We start from the raw sequence: 21,764 nt of genomic DNA on the forward strand, positions 1-21,764 counted from the left end.
CGTTTCCCTCCCCCGAAGTCCGGGGGAGGGAAATATTTTATTTTTTAGCAGCTGAACGAAGGGCCATAAGTGCGGCAGCGAGGCTGAGAACCAGAAGACCCATGTAGATATAAAAGGCACTGTGATATGAGCCGGTGTAGTCTCTCATGTAGCCCGAAAGCGGCGTACCGATCCCGGAGCCGATGGTCATGAATATGCTTAGAATGCCGAATATCAGGGCGTACTGCTTGAGACCGAAACAGTGGGCTGTGACCAGGGGCGGTATGACGGTCTGGATGACATTGCCGAATCCGAAAATGATGATGAACACAACGGCAAGCCAGAGCGAATTGATTTGTGTAAGAACGGCTATTCCCGCCATGACTATGGCCACGAAGAGGGTGATGGCAAAAACGAGACCCCTTCGGTCACTGATGGCGCCCAGGGATATCTTTCCCAGGACAGTCATGCCCAGGTAAGAACCGACGATCATGGCCGCAGCGCTTTTTGAAAATCCCAGATCACCGTTCAGGTAGGGATAGAGGTGCTGATTTATCCCCATGTTGATGACGCTGAAGAGAAGAGCCATGGCTGCCACCATCCAGAACACGGGAGATTTTACCGCCTCGCCAACGGTGAAGCCCGCCGTGGAAACGTCTTCCCCGGGAGTCTGTGCGGCTTCGCCGTCGGCAAACTGTCCCATTTCCGCCGGGCTCTTTTTCATGACGAAGAGGGCGATGGGAATGCAGAAGGCCGCGGCCAGTATGCCGCTTACGATATAGGCGCCCTGCCAGCCGTATTCCATGTTGAAGAATTTCTGTTCAATGAGCCAGGTGACGAAGGGATTGAGCACCAGGCCGCCGATTCCTGTTCCGGCAAAAACGATACCCGTGGCCAGGCCCCGTTTTTTTACAAACCAGTTGTTGATCATGGAGGTGACGGGGATGATATGGGTCCCGGCGCTTCCCAGGCCCATGATAACCGAGACGGCGTAGAACTGTCCCAGGGTCCGGCACTGTGAATAGAGTATGATTCCCGCTGAAAAGAGTGCGGTGCAGACGCCCATGATGAGGCGGATGCTGATCCGTTCGATAAGCTTGCCCACGATGATGGCTCCCACCATCATGGAAAGGGCCGCGATGGAAAAGAACAGGCTGAAATCGCCGCGGCTGAAATGGAGCGTGGAGACCACTTCCTCGATGAAAATACCTACCGTATTGATTCCCAGACCGATACCGAAGAAAAAGAGAATAAAACCGCCGGCAACGATCCACCATCCGTAAAACTTTTCCCGTTTAGTTTCTGCCATTCCGTTTCTCCCATTTTTAATTTTAGTTTATGAGTGATCCCCTTGATAAAGAAAATTGCTATGTACTGCAATGTCGAACAATGTACGAATATTAACACTATTACAATAATGAATATAAAAGTCAAGAATTAAAATCAGGTTGGCAAAAACAGTCTGTCCGGTTTTTTATTGACAGATTACCATAAAAGAGTAACATGATTATATTATGCATTCAGGAGAGTGGGTATATATGAAAATTCAGATAGTATCAAAAATAATGTTCCTCCTGTTTTTTACGCCAGTCCTTATATTTGGTTGTTTTGCCGATTCCAATACGACCAACACAGAAAACAGGGAATCCCCCGAATATTTCGGACTGGATACCGGGGTAAATGATCCCAGTGCTGTGAGTTATTGCTACAGCGGTACCAGTGATGAATGGATCATCGATTCTCCCGAAAGCCATGGAATTGACCGGGAAGTTTTGAAAAAGGTCGATGCGGCAGTATTCAGATTAGGAGGCCGCCAGGGATATGTCATTATCCATGATAATGTACTCATCCACGAAAAATATTATTACGGTAACAAGGACACCCTGAATATAGCCTGGTCAGTCACGAAATCCTTCGGCGCCACACTTATCGGAATTGCCTATACCATGGGCCTCCTCGATCTTGATGATCCTGTGACCAGGTGGATAGAGAGGCCATACTCAGCCATACATGAGAATGCCACTATAAGGCATTTGCTCTGCCAGACTGCCGAAAGCGATCCTCCCGGCGATGAATTTAAATATGACAGTGCATTGGTCATCAATACATTGTCGACAATAGTAAGCAAGGCATCGGGAATGCCATCAAAGGATTTTGCCAAAAAGTACCTCATGGATCCCCTGGGCATAAAAAAATATGTGTGGCTGGGCGACCTGAAGGGCAATATATTTTTCGGTGCAGGACTGAAAGCCTCATGCCGGAATCTGGCGCGACTGGGGCAGCTGTACTGCAATGGCGGTGTCTGGAACGGCGAGAGAATAGTTTCACAGGAATTTATTAACGAGGCAACGACGCCATCATTCCCCGAAGCCAACGCGGGATACGGTTTCCTGTTCTGGCTGAACCGTGACGCCGGGACGTGGTACTCAGCCCTGGGGACAAAGGGGACAGGCAGGATGATACGCGACGCACCGGAGAATTCCTTCAGAGCCCAGGGTTTCTTCGGGCAGATCATCAATATCATCCCCGACCTGAATATTGTGGCGGTAACCATGGGAACTACTCTTAACATTGAATCCCTGTATATTAACCGGCAGTTCTGGAATGCCCTGGAATCGGTCATTTTGTCGGTTGAATGACTAATATGCCTGACAAAGAAGAAGGTTCGATATATCTGAAAAAAATAACAGGGCAACGGCAACTCATCACTTGTACATAAGAAATGGTGCATTCATGAGCAAATGAAATTATAATACTCTGTAATAGATTGCTTAATATTTTAATTGGTTTTATGGATATCAATTTCACTGAATATGAACAAAACCATGTAAATGTATGGGATAATTCCCTCCTGCCACAAAAGTTTTTTCCCCTATAGACAAACATTGCCATATATGGTATTTATTTACCAGACCTCACAGATGGTGAAGGTCTGTTTGAATGGTTCGTAGACGTACATATATAGAGGGCATTGTTCCGGGGATTTCCCGCTTACCTCCGTTAGCAGGGAAGTCCCCGGAAAATGATGCCAACATTCCGGGGATCTATTAAAATTAGCGGGAATATACCAGCTGAGGAGAAGACAGTATGGATTATAAGGCCGGCATTTGTAATTTCTGTGGTACTGGCTGCGGTCATCTATTAAAAATGAAAGATGGCAGAGTCGATGGAGTATTTGTTTCTCAGAACCATCCCGTCAGCAAGGGCAGACTCTGTGTCAGGGGATGGCACATGCATGAACTTCTGAGGACTGAGGAAAGAATCACCAGCCCCATGATTCGCAGAAATGGGGTCCTTGAAAAGGTGAGCCTGGATGAAGCATTGGGTTATATCGCCGATAAAATCGGCAAAGATATAAAGAATCCCGCCGAGGAACTGGCCTTCCTGGCGTCGCCCCGTTCGTCCAATGAAGACGGTTATCTGCTCATGAAGCTCGCCAGGTCCGTGTTTAAAACCAACAATATCAGCATAGATTCCGAGTCCGGACACCGCAACAGTATCAATGTCATGCACAGGGGCACCGGCATGGCCGGTATGCTGGGCTCTCTTGAAGAGATTGAAAAGGCTGAATTCATCCTGGTTGTGGGTACCGATATAACAAAGCAGAATCCCATCGTGGGAAGCGAGATTCATAAGGCAGCGCTCAGGGGAGCGCAGGTCGTGACAATCTGCAGCAGGGAATCCCAGATTGCCAAATTAAGTAAAAAATTCGTACAGGTAAAACCGGGAACCAAAAAGATCGCCATCGCCGCCATGGCCAAGGCCATCATCGAGGATACCCTGTATGACAATGATTTCATCAAAAAACATACCGAAGGTCTTGACGGCTTCGCCAATGCACTGGGTGCCCTGAAGGACGAGGATATTCCCGCCTTGACCGGTGTGGAGTCCGAGGTCATCAAGGCCATCGCCCGTGACCTGGTAAAGGCAAAAACCGCCATGGTATTTTTTTCATCGGGGATATCAGGACTCGATGAGGATACCATAAGCTACATCTACAACCTGTTCCTCCTGGCCGGAAAAGTGGGCAAAGAAGGATGCGGCGTCAACCCCATCACCGGCATCTGCAATCTGCAGGGAAGCTATGATATGGGCCTGGCCCCGGACCTCATGCCGGGGTATCAGTCACTTGGCGATTCAGCGGTTATAAAAAAATTCAATGAAGCATGGAAGACGGATCTCAACAGTAAGCCGGGCAAAGGCGTCTATGATCTGCTTCGTGACAGTTCATCGAAACTCAAGGCCCTCTTCATCGTCGACCATGATGAAAGCATTGTCAGGTTCAGCAAGGAGATGAAGAGCCTTGACCTCATCGTGTATTTCGGTGCCTTTGAAAACAGCTTTACCGACTATGCCCATGTGGTTATTCCAACGGCAAGTTACGTGGAGTATGACGGCACCTATACCAATACTGAGCGCAGGGTGCAGCTCTCCCGTCAGAAAACCGATGCGGACAAAAATGTTCAGCCGGCATGGAAGATATACGCCGCACTTGCAGGGAAGAAAGGAGCAAGCTGGAATTATGCCTCGGCCTCGGATATCATGACAGAAATTTCCCTTGTGACCGAAACCTATTCCGGTATCAGTTATGAAAAATTTACCGGACTTGGCGGCATTAAATGGCCATGTAATGATAAACATCCCGGTGGTACAGCCAGGCTTGATATTGCCGGTATGAAGGGAGCCCTGAAGTTCGTTCCCGTTTCCGGAACCTATATCGTAAAGAAAGCCCAGGATCAGAATCCCTTCCTTCTCATGATGGGACAGGGGCAGCATTTCTGGCATCAGAACAATATCATGAAGAGGACCTTCATTCCCAAGAGGGAATATAATGCCACTCTTCTTCTCTATCCCCGGGGATACGTGGAAATATGCCCCGAAGACGCGAAGAAAATCGAGGTGCGGGACAAGTGGCCCGTGAAGGTCGTTTCAGCCCACGGTTCCATGCAGGTCGCCGTGAAGGTTACCGGTGATGTTAAGCCGGGAACTGCCTATGTGCCATATTTCATACAGGATATGATTTCCGAGTTTCTCCTGGAGCACAAGGAGATCATAGATCAGGGCGAAAACGCCATAATCCCAGTAAAAATTGAGAAGGTGTAGCCATGTATCTAATCAATAAGAATGACGTAAAGAAGATAGCGGAAGAGCTGAGCAAATCCTATGCAGTATATGGCCCTGTCGTGGAAAAAGAATCGGGTCAGACCTTCTTCGAGAAAGTTACTTCCATTGATGAAATAGACCTGGGCGCTCCCATTCCCTCCATGCCTCCCAAGGGAATCGTTTTTCCCCAGATCGAGTCGATCATGACCCATTCCTATAACAGGGAAACGAAGGAAGCGAAAGTGAAGGCCGAGTTCGGGCCCGAGCCCAAGGCCCTTTTCGGCCTGCGGTCCTGCGACCTGACGGGAATCATGTGTCTGGACCGGTTCATGATGGGACAGGAATATGTCGATGAGGTATATCTTGCTCATCGGAAAAAAATGTTTATCGTCACCAACACCTGCGCTATCCCTTTCAAACAGTGCTTCTGCGTATGTACCGACAGCGGCCCCAGCGCGAAAGAGGGCTATGATCTCAACCTGACCCTCATCGATGACAAGTACCTGGTGGAAGTTGGAAGCGAGAAAGGACAGAAACTCGTTGAATCCCTCGGTCTGCAGAAAGCCGGCGATGACTATGCCGGGAAAAAACAGACCGTGGTTGATGAGTCCATTGAACGATTTGAAATTATAGCCACGGACAATAAGGCGTGGGTCTCCCGGGCTATGAACCGGATGACTACGGGTTTTGTAAAGCCCGAGATCTGGGAATATATCGGCAACCAGTGCTTCGAGTGCGGCGCCTGTTCTTTCGTGTGTCCGTCCTGTTCATGTTTCAATATTGAGGACGTCAACAGGCCCGATCACAGCGTGGTGAGGCTCCGCGCATGGGATTCCTGCTCTTTCGAGGGGTATACCCGGATGGCCGGCGACCACAATCCCCGGAAACCCGTAGAGGACCGCAGAAACAAAAGGTTCTTCTGCAAACTGTCATATTCTCAGTCGAAAAAATATCTGAGGCCGGGCTGTGTCGGCTGCGGTCGATGTGCATGGGTATGTCCCGGTGATATAGGTCTTCCCAATGTAGTTACCTATATAAGAAGAGAAATTACAGGGTAGGTGATACGATGAGCGATCATACATGTTCTAACAAACTAGTTACAATTCCGCAGATAGCGGTGGTGGAAGAGATTAAGGACGAGATCGAGGATGTAAAAACCTACTATCTTGTCTTTGAGGACAAAGAAATCGAGAAGGAGTTCAAGATCCGGTCAGGGCAGTTCGTAATGTGCACCATATTCGGTGCCGGTGAATTCGCCGTATCGCTTCCCCCGAGCCCGGAAAATGACCGTTTCCACATTTCAGTCCGGAACGTTGGTAAAGTCACGGGCGCACTCCATGAACTGAAAGTGGGCGACAAGGTGGGCATCCGGGGCCCCTTCGGAAACGGCTTTCCTTTTGAAGATATCAAGGGAAAAAATGTTATATATGTGGCCGGCGGTATCGGGCTGATTCCGCTGCGTTCCTCAATAGTCCATGTTCTGCAGCATCGGAAGGATTTCGGCAGGATCATCCTGCTTTACGGAGCGCGCACACCCAAGGATCTCATGTATCAGTATAATATCGAAGAATGGCAGAAGAGTGAGGGCTTCGAGACATTCATCTCCATCGACAATGCCGTCGCAGGGTGGAACGGCCATGTGGGTTTCGTCAACCAGCTTATCGCAAAAGCCAATGTACCCGTGGACAACACCGTGGCATTCGTGTGCGGCCCTCCCGTCATGTTCAACAGCGTCATCAAAGAGCTGATGTCACGCGGTCTCAAGGATGACAGTATCATCTCCACGCTGGAACGGCATATGAAATGCGGGATCGGTAAGTGCCAGCACTGCGCCATAGGAAGAACGCTCGTCTGCACCGACGGCCCGGTTTATACATACAAGCAGATCAAAACTCTGGGAGAACAGATCTGATGGAATTCATGGGAGACATCGAGAGCATCATGAGCGGCAAAACCTGTGTCGTGGGCATGGGTAATTACTATCGCTGCGATGATGCCGTTGGTCTCTATATAGTTGACACCATGACAGATAACGTCTCCTCGGAAAGAATAAGCATCATCAATGTCGAAGATGTTCTGGAAAGCTACCTTTTTAAAATAGCGGAACTGAACTGTGACAGGGTGCTCATAATAGACGCCGTGCAGACGGAGTCACCGTCGGGGTCCGTTATTTTCGGTAAAATAGACGACCTGGATGATGTGATACAAAATATTTCTACGCATAAGCTGTCATTGAAGCTGTGCGGGAATATACTGGAACAATACAACAAGGAGACGTATCTCCTGGGAATAGAAGCGGATACGACGGACTTCGGCGTCGGCATATCACAGGAAGTCAGGAAGAGCGCAGATATGATCGTGGATCTTCTGGTCCGCGCTATAAATTGCAGTCCAAAAGGAGTATATCAATGAGCGGGAATATGTATGGAAACCTCTTGACCGGTATGACATTGCTGCTTATTTCAGCGGTCATAGCGCCGGTCCTAGCCGGTAAAAGAAAACTGGCCGGGTGGCTGAATTTTTTCTTTGTCACTCTGGCAGCCGTAATTTTTATCAATATATCGTACGTGCTCCTCTTCGGAGGCGGAGCAGCGCTCCTGGATCTGGATGTTTTCAGCATCGGTGCACTGTCCGACGGCTTTTCACTGGGCCAGTATAAAATATATCTTCTCATAGACAGCTTTTCGGCTTTCTTTATGGGAATTATATCTTTCATGGCCGTTATGAGCGCCTTCTACTCCATCCAGTACATGGAGCATTATCCCGACTATGGGTTGAAAGGATATTATTTTCATTTTCCGCTATTCATCATGGGGATGGTAGGACTGGTCACCGTTGATGATCTCTCCATCGGTTTCACCGTAGCATGGCAGCTCATGACCATCGCATCATACTTCCTGGTGAAGTTTGAATACAAGAAAAAAGAAAATGTGAAAAGCGCCAACAAATATCTCATACTCATGGAGCTTGCATGGCTGCTCATCATGGGCGGGACGATGCTTATAGACGGCGTTGCCCTTGGTGACCCTCTCCACACCATAACGGGAAAACTGGGAGCGCTACAGGGCGGCAAACTGTATGTCATATATGGACTTATTCTCATCGGGTTCGGTTTCAAGGCCGGTATTTTCCCCCTTGGACAACTCTGGTTGCCCGACGCTCACTCCATCGCGCCATCGCCCATCTCTGCTCTATTGAGCGGTGTTATGCTGAAGACCGGAATCTATGGAATCATCCGTACGTTCTTCTGGATGGTTCCTCACGGAACGGAAAGTCATTTTAACGGTACCATATGGGGAACGATAATCGCCGCCTGCGGCGGAGTGACTCTCTTTATCGGCACGGTCCAGTCCATGAAACAGAGTGATGCCAAGCGGCTCCTGGCCTACAGCTCCATTGGACAAATCGGCTATATCGTATTCGCCGCCGGGGCCTCGCTTCTCATGATATCCTCCAGCAGTCCCTTTGTGAAAATGCTGGGTTTGATAGCGATAGTCGGCGCCCTATACCATGTTCTTAATCACGCCATATTCAAGGGACTCCTCTTCCTTACCAGCGGAAGTATTCTTTATGCGACGGGAACAAAGGACCTGAATAAACTGGGCGGGCTTATCACCCTCATGCCCATAAGCGCCATAATAGCCGGTGTGGCATCCCTGTCCATTGCCGGGGTTCCTCCTTTCAGCGGATTCGCCAGTAAATGGACCATTATATCCACATCACTGCTGGCCGGAAGCGAGATGCTTTTTCTGGCTATATTCGGCATCATCGCTCTCTTTACCAGCGCCGTTACACTGGCCTGTTATGTCAAATTTTTCGGTATGGCATTCACTTCTTCAGGAACCCAATGGACCGTGGAAAAGAAAATAAAGGAAGTTCCGGTAATGATGCTTGTTCCCAAGGTTATTCTTACCGTTCTCTGCATCGTTCAGGGACTGATTCCCATGTTCTATTACACCATATTCATAAATATATTCAAAAATTCGGAAGGATCCATCGTTCACGAAAGCTTCAAGGCCATGACGCTCTCAGGTTATGTATTTGAATCATCCATGGGCGTCTCGGTGAGCAACATGGAAGGCATTACCGCTTCTGCAGCTGTGCCCGCGGTTATACTTCTGGTAGTGGCAGTGGCCTTCTTGTTTTCCTGGCTCTTCAGTAAGTCGGGTGGTTCACAGGAACGCACCGCGGCGACCTGGCTCGGGGGATATCAGGATCTTAATAACCTGAACAGGTATAAAGACAGCAGTATGTTTGCTGCACTGAAAAATTTACTCTGGTGGACCGGGGGCAATGTTAAGAAGTAGTCTTCATGCTCTTGATAATTTGAAATGAGGTAGATTATGAAATCAGAAACTTTACAAAAAGACCTTAAAAGCAAATTCGGCGGTGTGATTACAGGATTTGAAACCCCCAAACCCGATCGCCTCTATATAGATGTAAAAAAGGAAGGTTTCAAAAACGTCGCCTATGAACTGTGGCGAGATGGCGCACGGTACCTGGTGGGTGTCGGATACGACAACATCAGCAGGGACGGTTCCCTTGGGATGATCCACTGTTTCGCTTATGATGGAGAAAAGCTCCTGGTGAACCTGAGAACAGCAACACCTGAAAAGGATCCGGTTTTCGATTCAGTGACTCCCGAGATTCCCGGTGCTGGATGGTCGGAAAGGGAATATCAGGATCTCCTGGGTATGAAGTTTACCGGCCATCCCAAGCCGAAAAAACTTGTTACGGCCGACGACTGGCCGGACAACATATATCCTCTCAGAAAGGATGTACCCTATGACCTGGTTCCTCCATCGGCGGAAGACGTGGCATATCAGCTCGATGAATGCCCCGAGGGATGTTCTGTAATACCCGTTGGTCCCTTTCATCCATCATTGCACGAACCGAACCACTGGGCAGTGTATGTGGATGGCGAAACAATCAAGGGTGCCGATTACCGCGGATTCATGACGCACCGGGGCATTGAAAAACTCTGCACAACCCAGGTGAGCTATAATGAGATTCCTTTTATAGCGGAACGCATATGTGGAATTTGCGGATCGGTCCATGCAACGGCCTATTCACAAGCCGTTGAGGAAGCCGTTGGTTTAAAAATATCCCGCCGGGCTGAGTACATAAGGACTGCCATGCTGGAGATCGAACGTCTCCACTCGCACCTGTTATGGCTCGGTGTGGCCGGTCACCTTATCGGCTTCGATACGGTCTTCATGCAGTCATGGAGGGTGCGTGAGCAGATTATGTGGCTCTGCGAACGGATCACCGGAAACCGAAAGACATACGGCATGATAATCATTGGTGGCGTTCGCCGCGATCTGACGCCGGAGACGCAGAAAGAAATCCTCGATGTCCTCAAAAAAGTCGAGGAAGAGACCATGGTCATATTCAAAGCGATAAAAGGGGATACGGCCATCCATAAGAGAACCAAGGGTGTCGGTTTCATAACAAGGGAGCAGGCGGTTAAATGGAGTCTCGTTGGTCCCGTTGCCAGGGCCCGGGGCGTTGATATAGATGTGAGAAGGGATCATCCCTACGCAGCTTATAACGATGTAAAATTTGATGTTCCCGTTGTAGACAGCTGCGACGTCTGGGGCACCGTGGTCGTGAGGATTCTGGAGATATTTGAAGCGATAAAAATAATCCGACAGTTATTTGATCAGATGCCCGCAGGGGAACTGATCACCGAAGTCGAAGAAGCTCTGCCGGCATTGAAGCATGGAATATCCAATGTAGAAGCGCCGCGCGGTGAATCAGTCCATTATGTTATCACCGGTGAAGAAAACAGGCCTGATCGCTGGAGAGTGCGTGCCCCGACCTATCCGAACCTTCAGGGAGTTCCGGATATGCTGACAAACGATCAGTTTGCCGATTTCCCGATTATTCTGGGCAGTATAGATCCATGCTTTTCATGCACGGACCGGGTCAATATTGTAAACGTCAGGTCGGGCAAAATCAAGGTTATGAACCGCCTGGAACTGGAAAATATGTCAAGAAACTATAAAAGGGGAAGATAATTATGGAATTCCTGTACATCGTGATCAATATAGTGATTTTTCTTGCGCTGGCCCCGCTTTTCGAGGGCATTATCAGAAAGCTGACTGCCAGGGTTCAGTCCCGCCAGGGCCCGCCTGTTGTGCAGCCCTATTACGACCTGCTGAAGCTTTTAGGGAAGGAGAATATCAATTCGGCAGGAAACTGGGTTTTTAAAGCGGCCCCGCTCATGGCTCTCTCATCCATCCTGGCCGTCATAGCCTTTGTTCCGCTGGGATACAAAGAAAATGTGCTGACCAGTTATGCCGATGTCATCACCATCATATACCTGCTCACGCTGGGCGGTGTATCCGTATTGCTGGGAGCCCTGGCAAGTAAAAACACCTTTGCCCAGATCGGGGCCAGCCGCGAAATGATCACCATGATCATGGTGGAACCGGTGCTGGCCATGACATTCATCATGGGGGCCGTAAAAGTGAAAAGTCTTGGTATCGGAAGCACCATGTTCAGTGTGGCCCAGACCGGGTATGCCGTCTCCGTGGTAATCATGCTGGTGGTTTTCCTTGTGGCGTTGCAGGCCTTTGTGGGCCGTCAGCCCTTTGATATCACCGAGGCCGAGATAGAGATTCTCGAGGGACCCTTTATCGAGTACAGCGGACCCAACTACGCCATGTTCAAGTATTACATGATGCTGAAACAGATGTTCTACGCGTCCCTGCTGGTTACGGTATTCGCTCCATTCCTGCAGACCGGAATATATGCGCTGAATATACTTACCCAGCTTGTCGGGGTAGCCGTGGTTTTCGTGATCATCGCCCTTATCGGTTCAACGAACCCCCGGTTCAGGATCGATCAGGCTGTTCGATATTATTCCGTTCTCATACTGTTGTCGCTCTGTGCCGTGGGACTGTCAGTATATGGATTGTAAAATCTAACAATAAGGAGAAAGACCGTGTGGTTAACGAGTAAAATAAAACAGGTACTGATGGTATTAAAACCGGGAGTCGTCACGCTGGGGTATCCTTTTACACCGCACCCGGCTCCGGAAAATTTCCGTGGACAGCCTCACTGGGACCACCACAAGTGCGTAGGATGCGGAGCCTGTTCCAATCACTGTTCCGCCCGCTGTATCCTGGTTCGGGACTACTGCCAGGAAATCAGGGTCATGCTCTATGACGGTTCTCGATGCACGTACTGCGGACGCTGCGCAGACGTTTGTCCCGAGAAGGCCATAACCATTTCAACGGAATTCGAACTGGCCACGGGAGATCGTGAGGATGTAACTGAAAGGCTGGAGCTTTTCATGCTCACCTGCCAGCGCTGCGGCCGTTGCTATGACATGGAGAATACCAATGCCATCGAACGTATGGATCTGCGTGGATACCGGTATGATTCGCTGGAGACGCGCGCCCTGATAAGAAAAACTACCGATCAGTTCGACCGGGAGCTTTTCGAGGCGACAAAGAATTATCAAAGACCCGTGAAATGAGGTGATGAGAATGTTATCTAAACTGGCTAAAAAATCTTTTCCCAAGTCGCTCTGGCTGTATCACTGCAATACCGGGGCGTGCAACGGATGCGATATAGAAATTCTGAATGTACTGACGCCATATTATGATGTTGAGCGTTTCGGTATAAAACTGGTGGCTTCACCGCGACATGCCGATGTAATGCTTGTTTCCGGCGCCGTTACCAGGCCTACATTTCCCCTGGTGAAGAAGGCCTTCGAAGCATTGCCGTCACCGAAACTGGTTTTCGGCATCGGCTCATGCGCCACGGGCGGCGGATGCTGGTTTGACACCTACAATGTTACCGGCGGCGCCTTTAAGGCCATACCGGTTAATTACTATATACCGGGATGCCCTCCCAGGCCGGAAGCCATCATCTACGGTGTCGCGCTTGCCCTGGGCCTCGTTGACAAGAAAGCCGCTCCTGTAGAGATGAAGCAGATGGAATTCCCCATCGACATGTACGAACAGGGGAAAGAATGGGAAGAGAGGAATGTCATATACCGGCTGCTGGAGGATTAGAACGATAGTCCTTTGTACCTTATAAATTTTCTGTGGAGATATGTTATGAGCAAAAAAATCTTGATAGTGGATGATGACAAGGACCTGGTTCAGACCATAACAGCGGTGCTGAAGCACAACGGTTTTGACGTGGTGGAGGCATACAGCGGTACGGAGGGATTGAAAAAACTCCTCCTGGAAAAACCTGACCTGATCATTCTCGATATAATGATGGAAACCGATACGGCGGGTTTCGAAGTGGCCTACCAGATACGGAGCGCCCGGGAAAATTCGCGGTACAGGGATGTTCAAAAAGTACCCATCATAATGCTTACGGCCATAAACCAGGTGACCAACTCACGTTTTTCACTGAATGAAAGCGAGAGCTTTTTACCGGAAGTCAATGATTTTCTGACCAAACCCGTGGATATCGACGACCTGGTCAGAAAGATACATGCACATATAGCGTAAAGGTCTCTTTTTGTTTATTTGTTAATCAATTATTACAACATCTGCTAAGATGCCATTAACAACAAATTTAATCCGCGTTACAACGCGGATTTTTTTTTAAACAATTTTATGATAATGGGATTTCAAATGAAAATTCCGCCCATTGGCCTTCATCAGAATCGGCCCGGATACGGCCGTTATGAAACTGAATGATCTTCCAGCTCGTGTAAAGACCGATACCCGAGCCCTTGCGTTTCATGAGCTCCTTGCTTTCCAGGCGTGAAAACTTTTTAAACAGGCGATATTTCTGATCCGGTGAAAAGCCGGGGCCTGTATTTCGAACGGTAAACATAAAAGTATTCTCTGCTGCACTGCAGGTGATATCCACGCTTCCGCTGGTATTGCTGTATTTCACGGCATTGCTCAACAGGTTGTTTACAACGATTTTCATGAGCATGCGGTCACAGGCAATCACGGGCAGCCCGGGATCGGCAGCTGTGGTAAGAGTTATTTTTTTTTCTTCAAGCTGGGGCTGTATGATTTCCAGGGATTCCCGCAATATATCTGCGTTGAAATCGGTTTTTTCCTTTTTCAGTTCCATGGCGGAGCTTTCAAAGCGGGAGAGGGTGAGATACTCCGCCGCCATGTCGCGGAGGTATTGCGCTTTCTTTACCATCCTGTCGATATAGTCCCGGTGTTTTTCGCTGAGCTCACCCATGTATCCCTGGACCATGGTGGTACCCAGGGTAATTATGGAATCCAGCGGGCTTTTCAGCTCATGGCTTACGAAACCCAGCATTTCCATGTAGGAACTCATGGACTGGGCCATCCTGTTTATAGTCCATGCCTTTTCAACGGCCTGACTGAGTCGTTCCGATACGGCCAGGTGGAGCATGATATCATGGCTTGAATAGGCTGATTTATTCTTTGAACTGAAGAAGAGGAGACCCACAGGCCTTTTTTCTACCCTGAGCGGGCATGTCATGCTGGACATGATATTTTCTTTAAGCAGTAGTTGCGTGGATTCGCTCAGGGGATGTTCCAGGTAGTAGGCCTCAAGGTCGTTAATGACCCGGGGAGTCTCCGATGAGAATACCTGTTCCAGGGAGCTGCCCCGGGAGTCGGCGGTATAGCCGCTGTCCAGGTATACCGGTGAATAACCGGTAATCACATGGTAGAGTACCATGCGGCTGCCGTTTTCCTCAAAAAAGGCGATGCCGATGCGGTCCGCGGGAATAAGATGCTGCATCTGGTGAAAATAAAAATGCAGAATTTCCTCAAGGGAATTGCCGGCGGCTATTTTCTGATTTATGAAATCAAGAACCTGTTTTTCTTTTTCAGATATTGATTCCTTCTGAATGCCGTTGTCCCTATAATAAACCAGTGTCTCGCGGGAATCACTCATAAACCCAACCTTTCAACCTAAAAATACCGCAGGCCCGATATACCCTCGGCGATGTTGTAGGAATGGTCTCCTATCTTCTCAAAGCTGGTGAGCATATCGATGAAGATGAGCCCTGAATCCACATCGCAGAGATTTTCGCTGAGACGCTGTACATGGTCCTGGCGCATTTCCCGTCGCAGTTCATTGATCCTGTTCTCGATGACATCGGCCTTGGTCATAATGTTGGCCGACGAATTGAAATTGTGACCAATGAGGTTCAGGAAGTCCGCAACCTTCCCTGATATCTCGTGTACCTGGCGCGTGGCCGATTCGGTGAATTCGATTTTATTTTCATATTTTCTTCGCAGAAGTCTCAGCAGGGACACGCAGTGGTCGCCGATACGTTCCAGCTCGTTCACTCGCTGGAGCATGCAGCTTATTTCATGGCTCTGTTCCTGGGAGATGGTGCCCTGGGAAATTCTCACCAGGAAGGTTGATATTTCCTTTTCTAAAAGGTCGGTGTGGTTTTCCAGGGTTTCTATCTTCTCAACGTTTTGGCCCAGTTTTGTCGTGGGATTGTCGAATATATCCATGACCATCTTGAACATCTGGGTGACGATATCCATCATGCGTTTCGTTTCAAGACGGGCCTGGTTCAGGTTCATGGCGGGAGTAGAAAGTAGCGAAGTGGAAATGAATTTCAGGTGGAATTCCTCCTCTTCGGGTTTTCCTTTTTTTGCCGGTACCAGTTTAGTTGCTATGGCGGCAAGAAATCCCGTGAAGGGCAGAAAAAGAAGGGTGTTCGCTACGTTGAAGGTGGTGTGAAAAGCCGCCATGTGGTCGGCGATGACCCGCTCCCGGACAAGCTGGTCAATGGAAAAGGGATCGCCTGGAACAATCCAGTCGATGAAGGGAATGACAACCGGTTTGAAAAGAAAGATCATCCACGTGACGCCTAATACATTGAAGAGCATGTGTACGCGGGCCGCCCTTTTTGCCGAGATCGATGAACCTATGGAGGCAATATATGCAGTAATGGTGGTGCCGATGTTTTCACCAAGGATAAGGGCACATGATGTAGGGAAATCGATTATACCGTTTACGGCCAGGGTCATGGTCATGGCCATGGTGGCACTCGATGACTGTACTATCATGGTGATGACTGAACCTACCATTATAGCCATGAAGGTACTGAAAAGATCATCGGCTCTATACGTGGCCATGAAGTTCATGATCGATTCGGAACCCCGAAGGTCCTTAACTGAATCACTCATGAAGGAAAGGCCCAGGAAGAGCATCCCGAAGCCCAGGAGGACTTCTCCCCAATAGGTTACTTTTTCCTTGTTCATGAATCGAAGGAAAAAACCAATGGCTATAGAGGGCAGGGCAAGGGTGGTTATCTTGAATTTAAACCCGATGATGGCCACGATCCATCCCGTTACCGTGGTGCCTATATTTGCTCCCAGGATGATGCCGATGGACTGTTCCAGGTTGATGAGGCCGGCGCTTACAAAGCTTACCAGCATGACCGTTGTGGCGCTCGAAGACTGAATAATGGAGGTGATACCAAAACCGGTGAGGACGCCTTTAACACGGTTGTTGGTGACTTTCCATAATACGTTTTTTAACCCCTCGCCAGTGGCGTTCTGGAGGGATTCGCTCATTACTTTCATTCCGTAAAGAAAAAGCCCAAGTCCACCCAATATGGTTGCGGTTAAAAGCATGGGTATAACCTTCCTTCATATCATTTAATTACTATTCATATCAGCGAACAGGTGCTGCAAGGATATACGTTGTATAAAAACAGATTACAAGAAAATGAATGATATTTTACCACGTGCCACGTTAAATTGATCTTGCCATACAGACAAGAAGAATATTTCCAAAAGGATATGAAAAATCAGCAAATTGTAAATATCAGCGGCCCAGGAGGTCGCGGTCCCAGTCTTTCCATACCGGTTCAAAACCCCGTGACTGGATGACCCGGGCCATCTCTTCCGGGGAGCGCCCGTCTTCGACATGGAACTGGTAATCGGCCACATCGAGTCCTGAATAACCGCCTGGCTCCGTGGAGGAGCCGGCACTCATCATGGTTATTCCCAGTGGGAACAGGTTGTCTCGCAGGTTCGCCGGTTCACGTGTGGACAGGACCAGGCCTGCATCGGGAAGGAGCATTCTGAAGGCGCATATGAGATGCACCAGGTCGCGGTCCCGGACCTGAGTGAAGGGGTTGAACCCTCCCGGCGCTTCGCGGAGACGCGGGAATGAAACCTGGATCTGCGTTTTCCAGTAGGTTCTGGTCAGGTACAGGGCATGCAATGCCGTGTAAAATCCCTCGATCCTCCAGTCCGACAGGCCCAGCAGAGCGCCGATGCCGATTTTCCGCAGGCCCGCCAGGCCTCCCCGGTCCGGACCCTCGAGGCGGAAATAAAAATCCCGTTTTTTGCCGGCGGGATGAACATGGCTGTAAACGGCCTTATCATAGGTTTCCTGGTACAGTGTGAGACCGTCAATGCCCGAGGCCGCCATTTGTGCGTATTCATCGGTTTCCATGGGATAGACCTCAATGGACACGGAGGCAAACCGGGAATGGATTCTTTTCGCCACTTCGGCCAGCATGGATACGGGTACCCGCCCTTTATGTTCCCCCGTGAGGAGCAGTACATGCCTGAAGCCTCTTTTATAGATGATATCGGCCTCATGCTCTATCTGGTCCATCGTGAGAGTAACCCTGCGGATGGTGTTGTTTTTATTGAATCCGCAGTACAGGCATGAATTGACGCATTCGTTGGAGATGTACAACGGCGTATAGAGCTGGATAACATTGCCGAAACGCATTCTGGTGATGTGCGATGCGAGCCCGGCCATTTCCTCGAGAAAGGAATCGGCAGCGGGCGAAAGGAGCGTAAAGATATCCTCGTCGTGAAGATGCTCCCGTTCCAGGATATTCTTCATGTCGGCTGTGCCGGCATTGTATATCCTTTCTCTCACCTGGTCCGGAGCGTACCTGTCGAATATTTCCGTGAACATGGCGGCCTACCGGAGAAACCCTGTGAGGGGACTTGATGCCTCGGCCGTGTCTCTGGCCGCGGCAGTACGGGCCAGGAAGGCCTCCCGTCCGGCCTCGACGCCTTTTTTGAAAGCCCGTGCCATAAGGACCGGATCACCGGCCACGGCAATGGCCGTGTTGACCAGGACGGCATGGGCCCCCATTTCCATGGCCAGTGCGGCATGGGAGGGTGAGCCCAGACCGGCGTCCACCACTACGGGGATTTTAGACATTTCAATTATTATCCGCACATTATCCTCTGTTCTGAGACCCTTGTTGGACCCGATGGGTGCCCCCAGGGGCATCACCGTGGCAGTTCCCGCTTCTTCCAGGTGTTTGGCCAGGATGGGATCGGCATTGATATACGGGAGAACGATGAATCCTTCTTTAACCAGGACCTCGGCTGCTTTCAGTGTTTCAATGGGGTCAGGGAGCAGATACCGGGGATCGGGCGTTACTTCCAGTTTAAGCCAGTTGCCGTAGCCCATGGATCGTGCGAGCCTGGCAAGGCGTATGGCCTCTTCAGCGTCACGGGCGCCCGATGTATTTGGGAGTAACTGAATGGATTCAGCGGACATGACGGTCTTCAGCATGTCATCATCGGGATTGTCCAGGTCGACACGCCGGAGGGCAACGGTGACCATTTCTGAACCGGAAGCCTCAATGGCCTGTTTCATTATTGCGTGGGAGGAAAATTTACCGGTGCCGATAAAGAGCCTGGAGTTGAATTTTTTCCCTGCTATAATCAATTCATCAGTGGCGTTATTATTGTGCATAATGCTCCTTTTCGTACGCTATCCAGTATTAAATATATGTAAATATCCGGTAAATGTTTCCTGAAATCGTGATAAAACAGATGGTTTCAAGACTGAACATCCGCTCAGAAAATGATAAAGGTACATTACTTTAATTTTTAGGAGCTTTGTCAATGATTATCAGGTAAAAGCCGTATTTTTACGATGATCATGGGGGTCAGAGCATGATTTTATCTTAGTTTTTTACTGGACACTAGTTGGAATGATATATAAATTGTAATATGGGCAAACATTAAAAGAAGTTTTTACATTGAAATTGCCCACAAGGAAACATCCGTTAATGTTTTTTGGAAGTTTCCTTATATTTATATTAATGGTCTTTCAAATCATAGCTAAAAAAGGGGAACAGGCGGTCGCGCTGGCCCGCTGTAAAGCGGGCGGTGAGGAAAGTCCGAACACCGAAGGGCAGGGTGCCGGGTAACGCCCGGGCGTCGTGAGGCGACGGAAAGTGCAACAGAAAATATACCACCACCTCACCCCCCTTACCCCCCTCTCCATATGGAGAGGGGGGTAAGGGGGGTGAGGTGGTAAGGGTGAAATGGTGAGGTAAGAGCTCACCGCGCCGGCAGTAATGCAGGTGGCAGTGTAAACCCCACCCGGTGCAAGACCAAGTAGACAGCCGCTCAAGGACTGCCCGTCCAAGGCTGTGGGTAGGTCGCAAGGAGGTGTATGGCAACATGCATCCAAGATAGATGGCAGCTTAAACAGAATTCGGCTTATGATCCCCTTTTTTAGCTTGATAATATACAGAAAAGATAAAGCATTATGTTCATCATAATCAGCGGGGTTTGGCCATGAAAAAAACTATTATCGCGTCAATTCTCCTTTTTACCTTCATGGGTGGTGTGGTATACAGCAGTTACCAGGTCGTCGATGTCTATATCTGCGAGGAAGGCATGGTCCTGGCTGAAATAACGGCCAAATCCATTGTGAGCCGCAAAGAACTATACCGGGCCAGCTACTGCGATTGTCAAGGCGTGAACGATGATATGAAGAGCAGAGTAAAGAAAGGCAGCTGGGAACGGGAAGGGTTTAAATACGAATATGGTTCCTGCGAATCCCCGAAAAACAGGGTCTTCCGCTGTGTCTGCGTTGGGACTGATAGATATTAATTCTCCACGGCATTTTTTATTCATTGCACGTTAACCGTATGTTCAGGGATAGATGGAAGTCCGCCGATATTAGCCATATAAATATTTCAGGATATAATAATGGACAGAAATAGAAAAATTCTCATATCGATCCTCGCCCTCCTGGTTCTCTCATCGGTGATTGCCATCGTTGATATCAGCCTCAGGATTCAGAAAACACAGGATACGCAATTCGCCCTGGCAACTCCCAAGTTCGGACCGGGAATCGGGCTTGTGCGGATTGAAGGCCCCATTGAGATGTCATCGGGAACCAGCGCCCTGGGCCTGAAATCGGGCGCCGAGGCTATTATCCAGCGCCTTGATGATCTCGAAAAAAACAGCAGCATCAAGGCTGTTGTCATACGGATCAATTCACCGGGCGGGACCGTGGCCGCTTCCCAGGAAATATACCAGAAAATCTGGCGCCTCAGGAAAAAGAATATTCCCCTGGTAGTTTCCATGGCCGATGTGGCTGCTTCGGGAGGATACTATGTGGCCTCGGCCTGCAATTATATTATGGCCAACTATGGAACCATCACGGGCTCCATCGGCGTCATTGCCTATTCACCTAACCTGAAGCGTCTCTTCGAAAAACTGGGAATACAGATGAACGTGATCAAGAGCGGCAGGTTCAAGGATATTTTGTCAACGCACCGGGACCTGGCGCCCGAAGAAAGGATCATGATCCAGGAGATGATCGATGCATCATACCGGAAATTTCTCAAGGATATCGCCCTGGGCCGGAACATTAATATCTCCGATATCGAACCCATAGCCGATGGCCGTGTTATGAACGGCGAGGCTGCACTGAAATATAAACTCATCGACGGTCTCGGCGATTTCGAAGACGCTGTGAACAAGGCCAGGGAACTGGCCGGACTTTCGGAAGACGCACCGGTGTACGATGATATCACACATCCCTTTCAGCAGCTTCTCATGAATATGGAGGGGATGTTCCGCGGCCAGACCATCCTCAAGGAAGGGATGGACTATAATAATCTTTATAAGTTTGAATACAGGTACCTGCCATGATTATTGCAACCCTGCGTTCCCTGCGGTGGGCCGATTATTTTCTGTTCACCGTCATTGACCCGCGGGCCCTGTACCGGCAGATAAAAAGCAATGATCCCCGGGCCATGGCACTGAGCTTCACCGTTCCGGTCATTGTGGCCATTACGGAACTGCTCACCGGTTCTCTCATGGGCCGCCCCACGTCCTTTTTCTTCTACAAAATATCATACGGATGGATTCTCCATTCCATGGTGCTGGTTTTTTTAATCATTATCACGGCTGCCCTCATGGACTTGATAATACAGTTCATGGGAATGAAGGGGAATGTGAGGGAATTGATAATTGTGATCAATTATGCTATTTTTCCCAAGGTATTTCTCCTTCCCCTGGTTTACATTTTCAAGGTGGTTAATTTTGCCCCGGGATTTTTCTACGTGCTTTTTTCCCTGGGACTTTTCATATGGTCCGCATTTATCACCATCCAGGCCCTTTCGGAAATGCATGCCACGGATTTCGGCAAGGCATTGCTCATCTTTCTTTTTCCCATCCTGCTTATGGGAATATTTATCTTTTTCGGTTCCGTGCTGTTCTTTTTCAGCGGTATGGGATTGATTTCCAGCATGATCTGATACATCTTTATAAATAACGTTAAAATACATAAAAAAAAACTTATATATATTGACATATTAAGAAAATAAGAATATACTAAAAGTATGTAATAATAAGAAAAATGAGGTGCTATTATGAGAACATATATGATGTGTTTAAACCATGAATGCTCCCTGAAAGCGAAAGTAAGCGAATCGCAGATTGGCGATTATCTTGAAAGCCTTTCAT

The 21,764-nt window shown here is 49.0% G+C and carries 19 protein-coding genes and 1 other RNA gene; 15 read left to right on the top strand and 5 right to left on the bottom strand.

The window, feature by feature from the left end; all coding sequences use genetic code 11:
• Positions 1-37: 37 nt before the first annotated feature.
• Positions 38-1,288 carry a hypothetical protein gene (locus CVV44_20475; protein ID PKL35895.1) on the bottom strand — a complete coding sequence of 417 codons (1,251 nt, stop codon included), beginning with the start codon at positions 1,286-1,288 and terminating at the stop codon, positions 38-40.
• A 205-nt stretch (positions 1,289-1,493) separates the two neighbouring features.
• Here CVV44_20475 and CVV44_20480 point away from each other — a divergent pair, with 205 nt between their 5' ends.
• The 11 genes from CVV44_20480 (at position 1,494) to CVV44_20530 (ending at position 13,559) form a co-directional block, all read left to right on the top strand.
• A complete protein-coding gene (locus CVV44_20480; GenBank protein ID PKL35896.1) occupies positions 1,494-2,618 on the top strand; it encodes a hypothetical protein in 1,125 nt (374 codons plus the stop codon).
• A 448-nt stretch (positions 2,619-3,066) separates the two neighbouring features.
• The gene (locus tag CVV44_20485; GenBank protein PKL35897.1) at positions 3,067-5,082 is read left to right on the top strand and encodes a hypothetical protein; all 2,016 of its coding nucleotides are present in this window, start codon (positions 3,067-3,069) and stop codon (positions 5,080-5,082) included.
• Positions 5,083-5,084: 2 nt separating this feature from the next.
• Entirely contained in the window at positions 5,085-6,140 is a 1,056-nt protein-coding gene (locus tag CVV44_20490; protein ID PKL35898.1) for a hypothetical protein, read from the top strand.
• Between the two features lie 8 nt (positions 6,141-6,148).
• Positions 6,149-6,994, top strand: coding sequence for a hypothetical protein (locus CVV44_20495; protein ID PKL35899.1), 846 nt, complete (start codon positions 6,149-6,151; stop codon positions 6,992-6,994).
• A complete protein-coding gene (locus CVV44_20500) occupies positions 6,994-7,494 on the top strand; it encodes a hypothetical protein (GenBank protein PKL35900.1) in 501 nt (166 codons plus the stop codon). The genes CVV44_20495 and CVV44_20500 overlap by 1 nt, the downstream gene beginning before the upstream one ends.
• Positions 7,491-9,389, top strand: coding sequence for a hypothetical protein (locus CVV44_20505; GenBank protein PKL35901.1), 1,899 nt, complete (start codon positions 7,491-7,493; stop codon positions 9,387-9,389). Before CVV44_20500 ends, CVV44_20505 begins: the two co-directional genes overlap by 4 nt.
• Positions 9,390-9,425: 36 nt before the next feature.
• Positions 9,426-11,102 (top strand): Fe-S-binding domain-containing protein, encoded by a 1,677-nt coding sequence (locus CVV44_20510; GenBank protein ID PKL35902.1) that lies wholly within the window; start codon positions 9,426-9,428, stop codon positions 11,100-11,102.
• Between the two features lie 2 nt (positions 11,103-11,104).
• The gene (locus tag CVV44_20515; protein PKL35903.1) at positions 11,105-12,007 is read left to right on the top strand and encodes a hypothetical protein; all 903 of its coding nucleotides are present in this window, start codon (positions 11,105-11,107) and stop codon (positions 12,005-12,007) included.
• A 24-nt stretch (positions 12,008-12,031) separates the two neighbouring features.
• Positions 12,032-12,568, top strand: a complete 537-nt coding sequence (locus CVV44_20520) for a ferredoxin (GenBank protein PKL35904.1) — start codon at positions 12,032-12,034, stop codon at positions 12,566-12,568.
• A gap of 10 nt (positions 12,569-12,578) precedes the next feature.
• Positions 12,579-13,109, top strand: a complete 531-nt coding sequence (locus tag CVV44_20525; GenBank protein ID PKL35905.1) for a hydrogenase — start codon at positions 12,579-12,581, stop codon at positions 13,107-13,109.
• A 45-nt stretch (positions 13,110-13,154) separates the two neighbouring features.
• A complete protein-coding gene (locus CVV44_20530; GenBank protein ID PKL35906.1) occupies positions 13,155-13,559 on the top strand; it encodes a response regulator in 405 nt (134 codons plus the stop codon).
• Positions 13,560-13,665: 106 nt separating this feature from the next.
• Here the strand turns inward: CVV44_20530 and CVV44_20535 are convergent, their stop codons facing one another.
• The 4 genes from CVV44_20535 to CVV44_20550 form a co-directional block, all read right to left on the bottom strand.
• A complete protein-coding gene (locus CVV44_20535; protein PKL35907.1) occupies positions 13,666-14,943 on the bottom strand; it encodes a hypothetical protein in 1,278 nt (425 codons plus the stop codon).
• Between the two features lie 17 nt (positions 14,944-14,960).
• Positions 14,961-16,646, bottom strand: coding sequence for a Na/Pi cotransporter (locus CVV44_20540; GenBank protein PKL35908.1), 1,686 nt, complete (start codon positions 16,644-16,646; stop codon positions 14,961-14,963).
• A gap of 193 nt (positions 16,647-16,839) precedes the next feature.
• Positions 16,840-17,952 carry a 2-iminoacetate synthase ThiH gene (locus CVV44_20545; protein ID PKL35909.1) on the bottom strand — a complete coding sequence of 371 codons (1,113 nt, stop codon included), beginning with the start codon at positions 17,950-17,952 and terminating at the stop codon, positions 16,840-16,842.
• Between the two features lie 6 nt (positions 17,953-17,958).
• The gene (locus tag CVV44_20550; GenBank protein ID PKL35910.1) at positions 17,959-18,747 is read right to left on the bottom strand and encodes a thiazole synthase; all 789 of its coding nucleotides are present in this window, start codon (positions 18,745-18,747) and stop codon (positions 17,959-17,961) included.
• Positions 18,748-19,123: 376 nt separating this feature from the next.
• Here CVV44_20550 and rnpB point away from each other — a divergent pair.
• The 4 genes from rnpB (at position 19,124) to CVV44_20570 (ending at position 21,556) form a co-directional block, all read left to right on the top strand.
• Positions 19,124-19,520: RNase P RNA component class A (gene rnpB / locus CVV44_20555), an RNA gene on the top strand.
• 60 nt (positions 19,521-19,580) lie between these two features.
• Positions 19,581-19,898 carry a hypothetical protein gene (locus CVV44_20560; protein ID PKL35911.1) on the top strand — a complete coding sequence of 106 codons (318 nt, stop codon included), beginning with the start codon at positions 19,581-19,583 and terminating at the stop codon, positions 19,896-19,898.
• A 99-nt stretch (positions 19,899-19,997) separates the two neighbouring features.
• Entirely contained in the window at positions 19,998-20,948 is a 951-nt protein-coding gene (gene sppA, locus CVV44_20565) for a signal peptide peptidase SppA (GenBank protein PKL35912.1), read from the top strand.
• Entirely contained in the window at positions 20,945-21,556 is a 612-nt protein-coding gene (locus CVV44_20570) for a hypothetical protein (protein PKL35913.1), read from the top strand. The genes sppA and CVV44_20570 overlap by 4 nt, the downstream gene beginning before the upstream one ends.
• Positions 21,557-21,764 lie beyond the last annotated feature (208 nt).

This window comes from Spirochaetae bacterium HGW-Spirochaetae-1, assembly GCA_002839375.1.
Taxonomy (GTDB): Bacteria; Spirochaetota; UBA4802; order UBA4802; family UBA5550; genus PGXY01.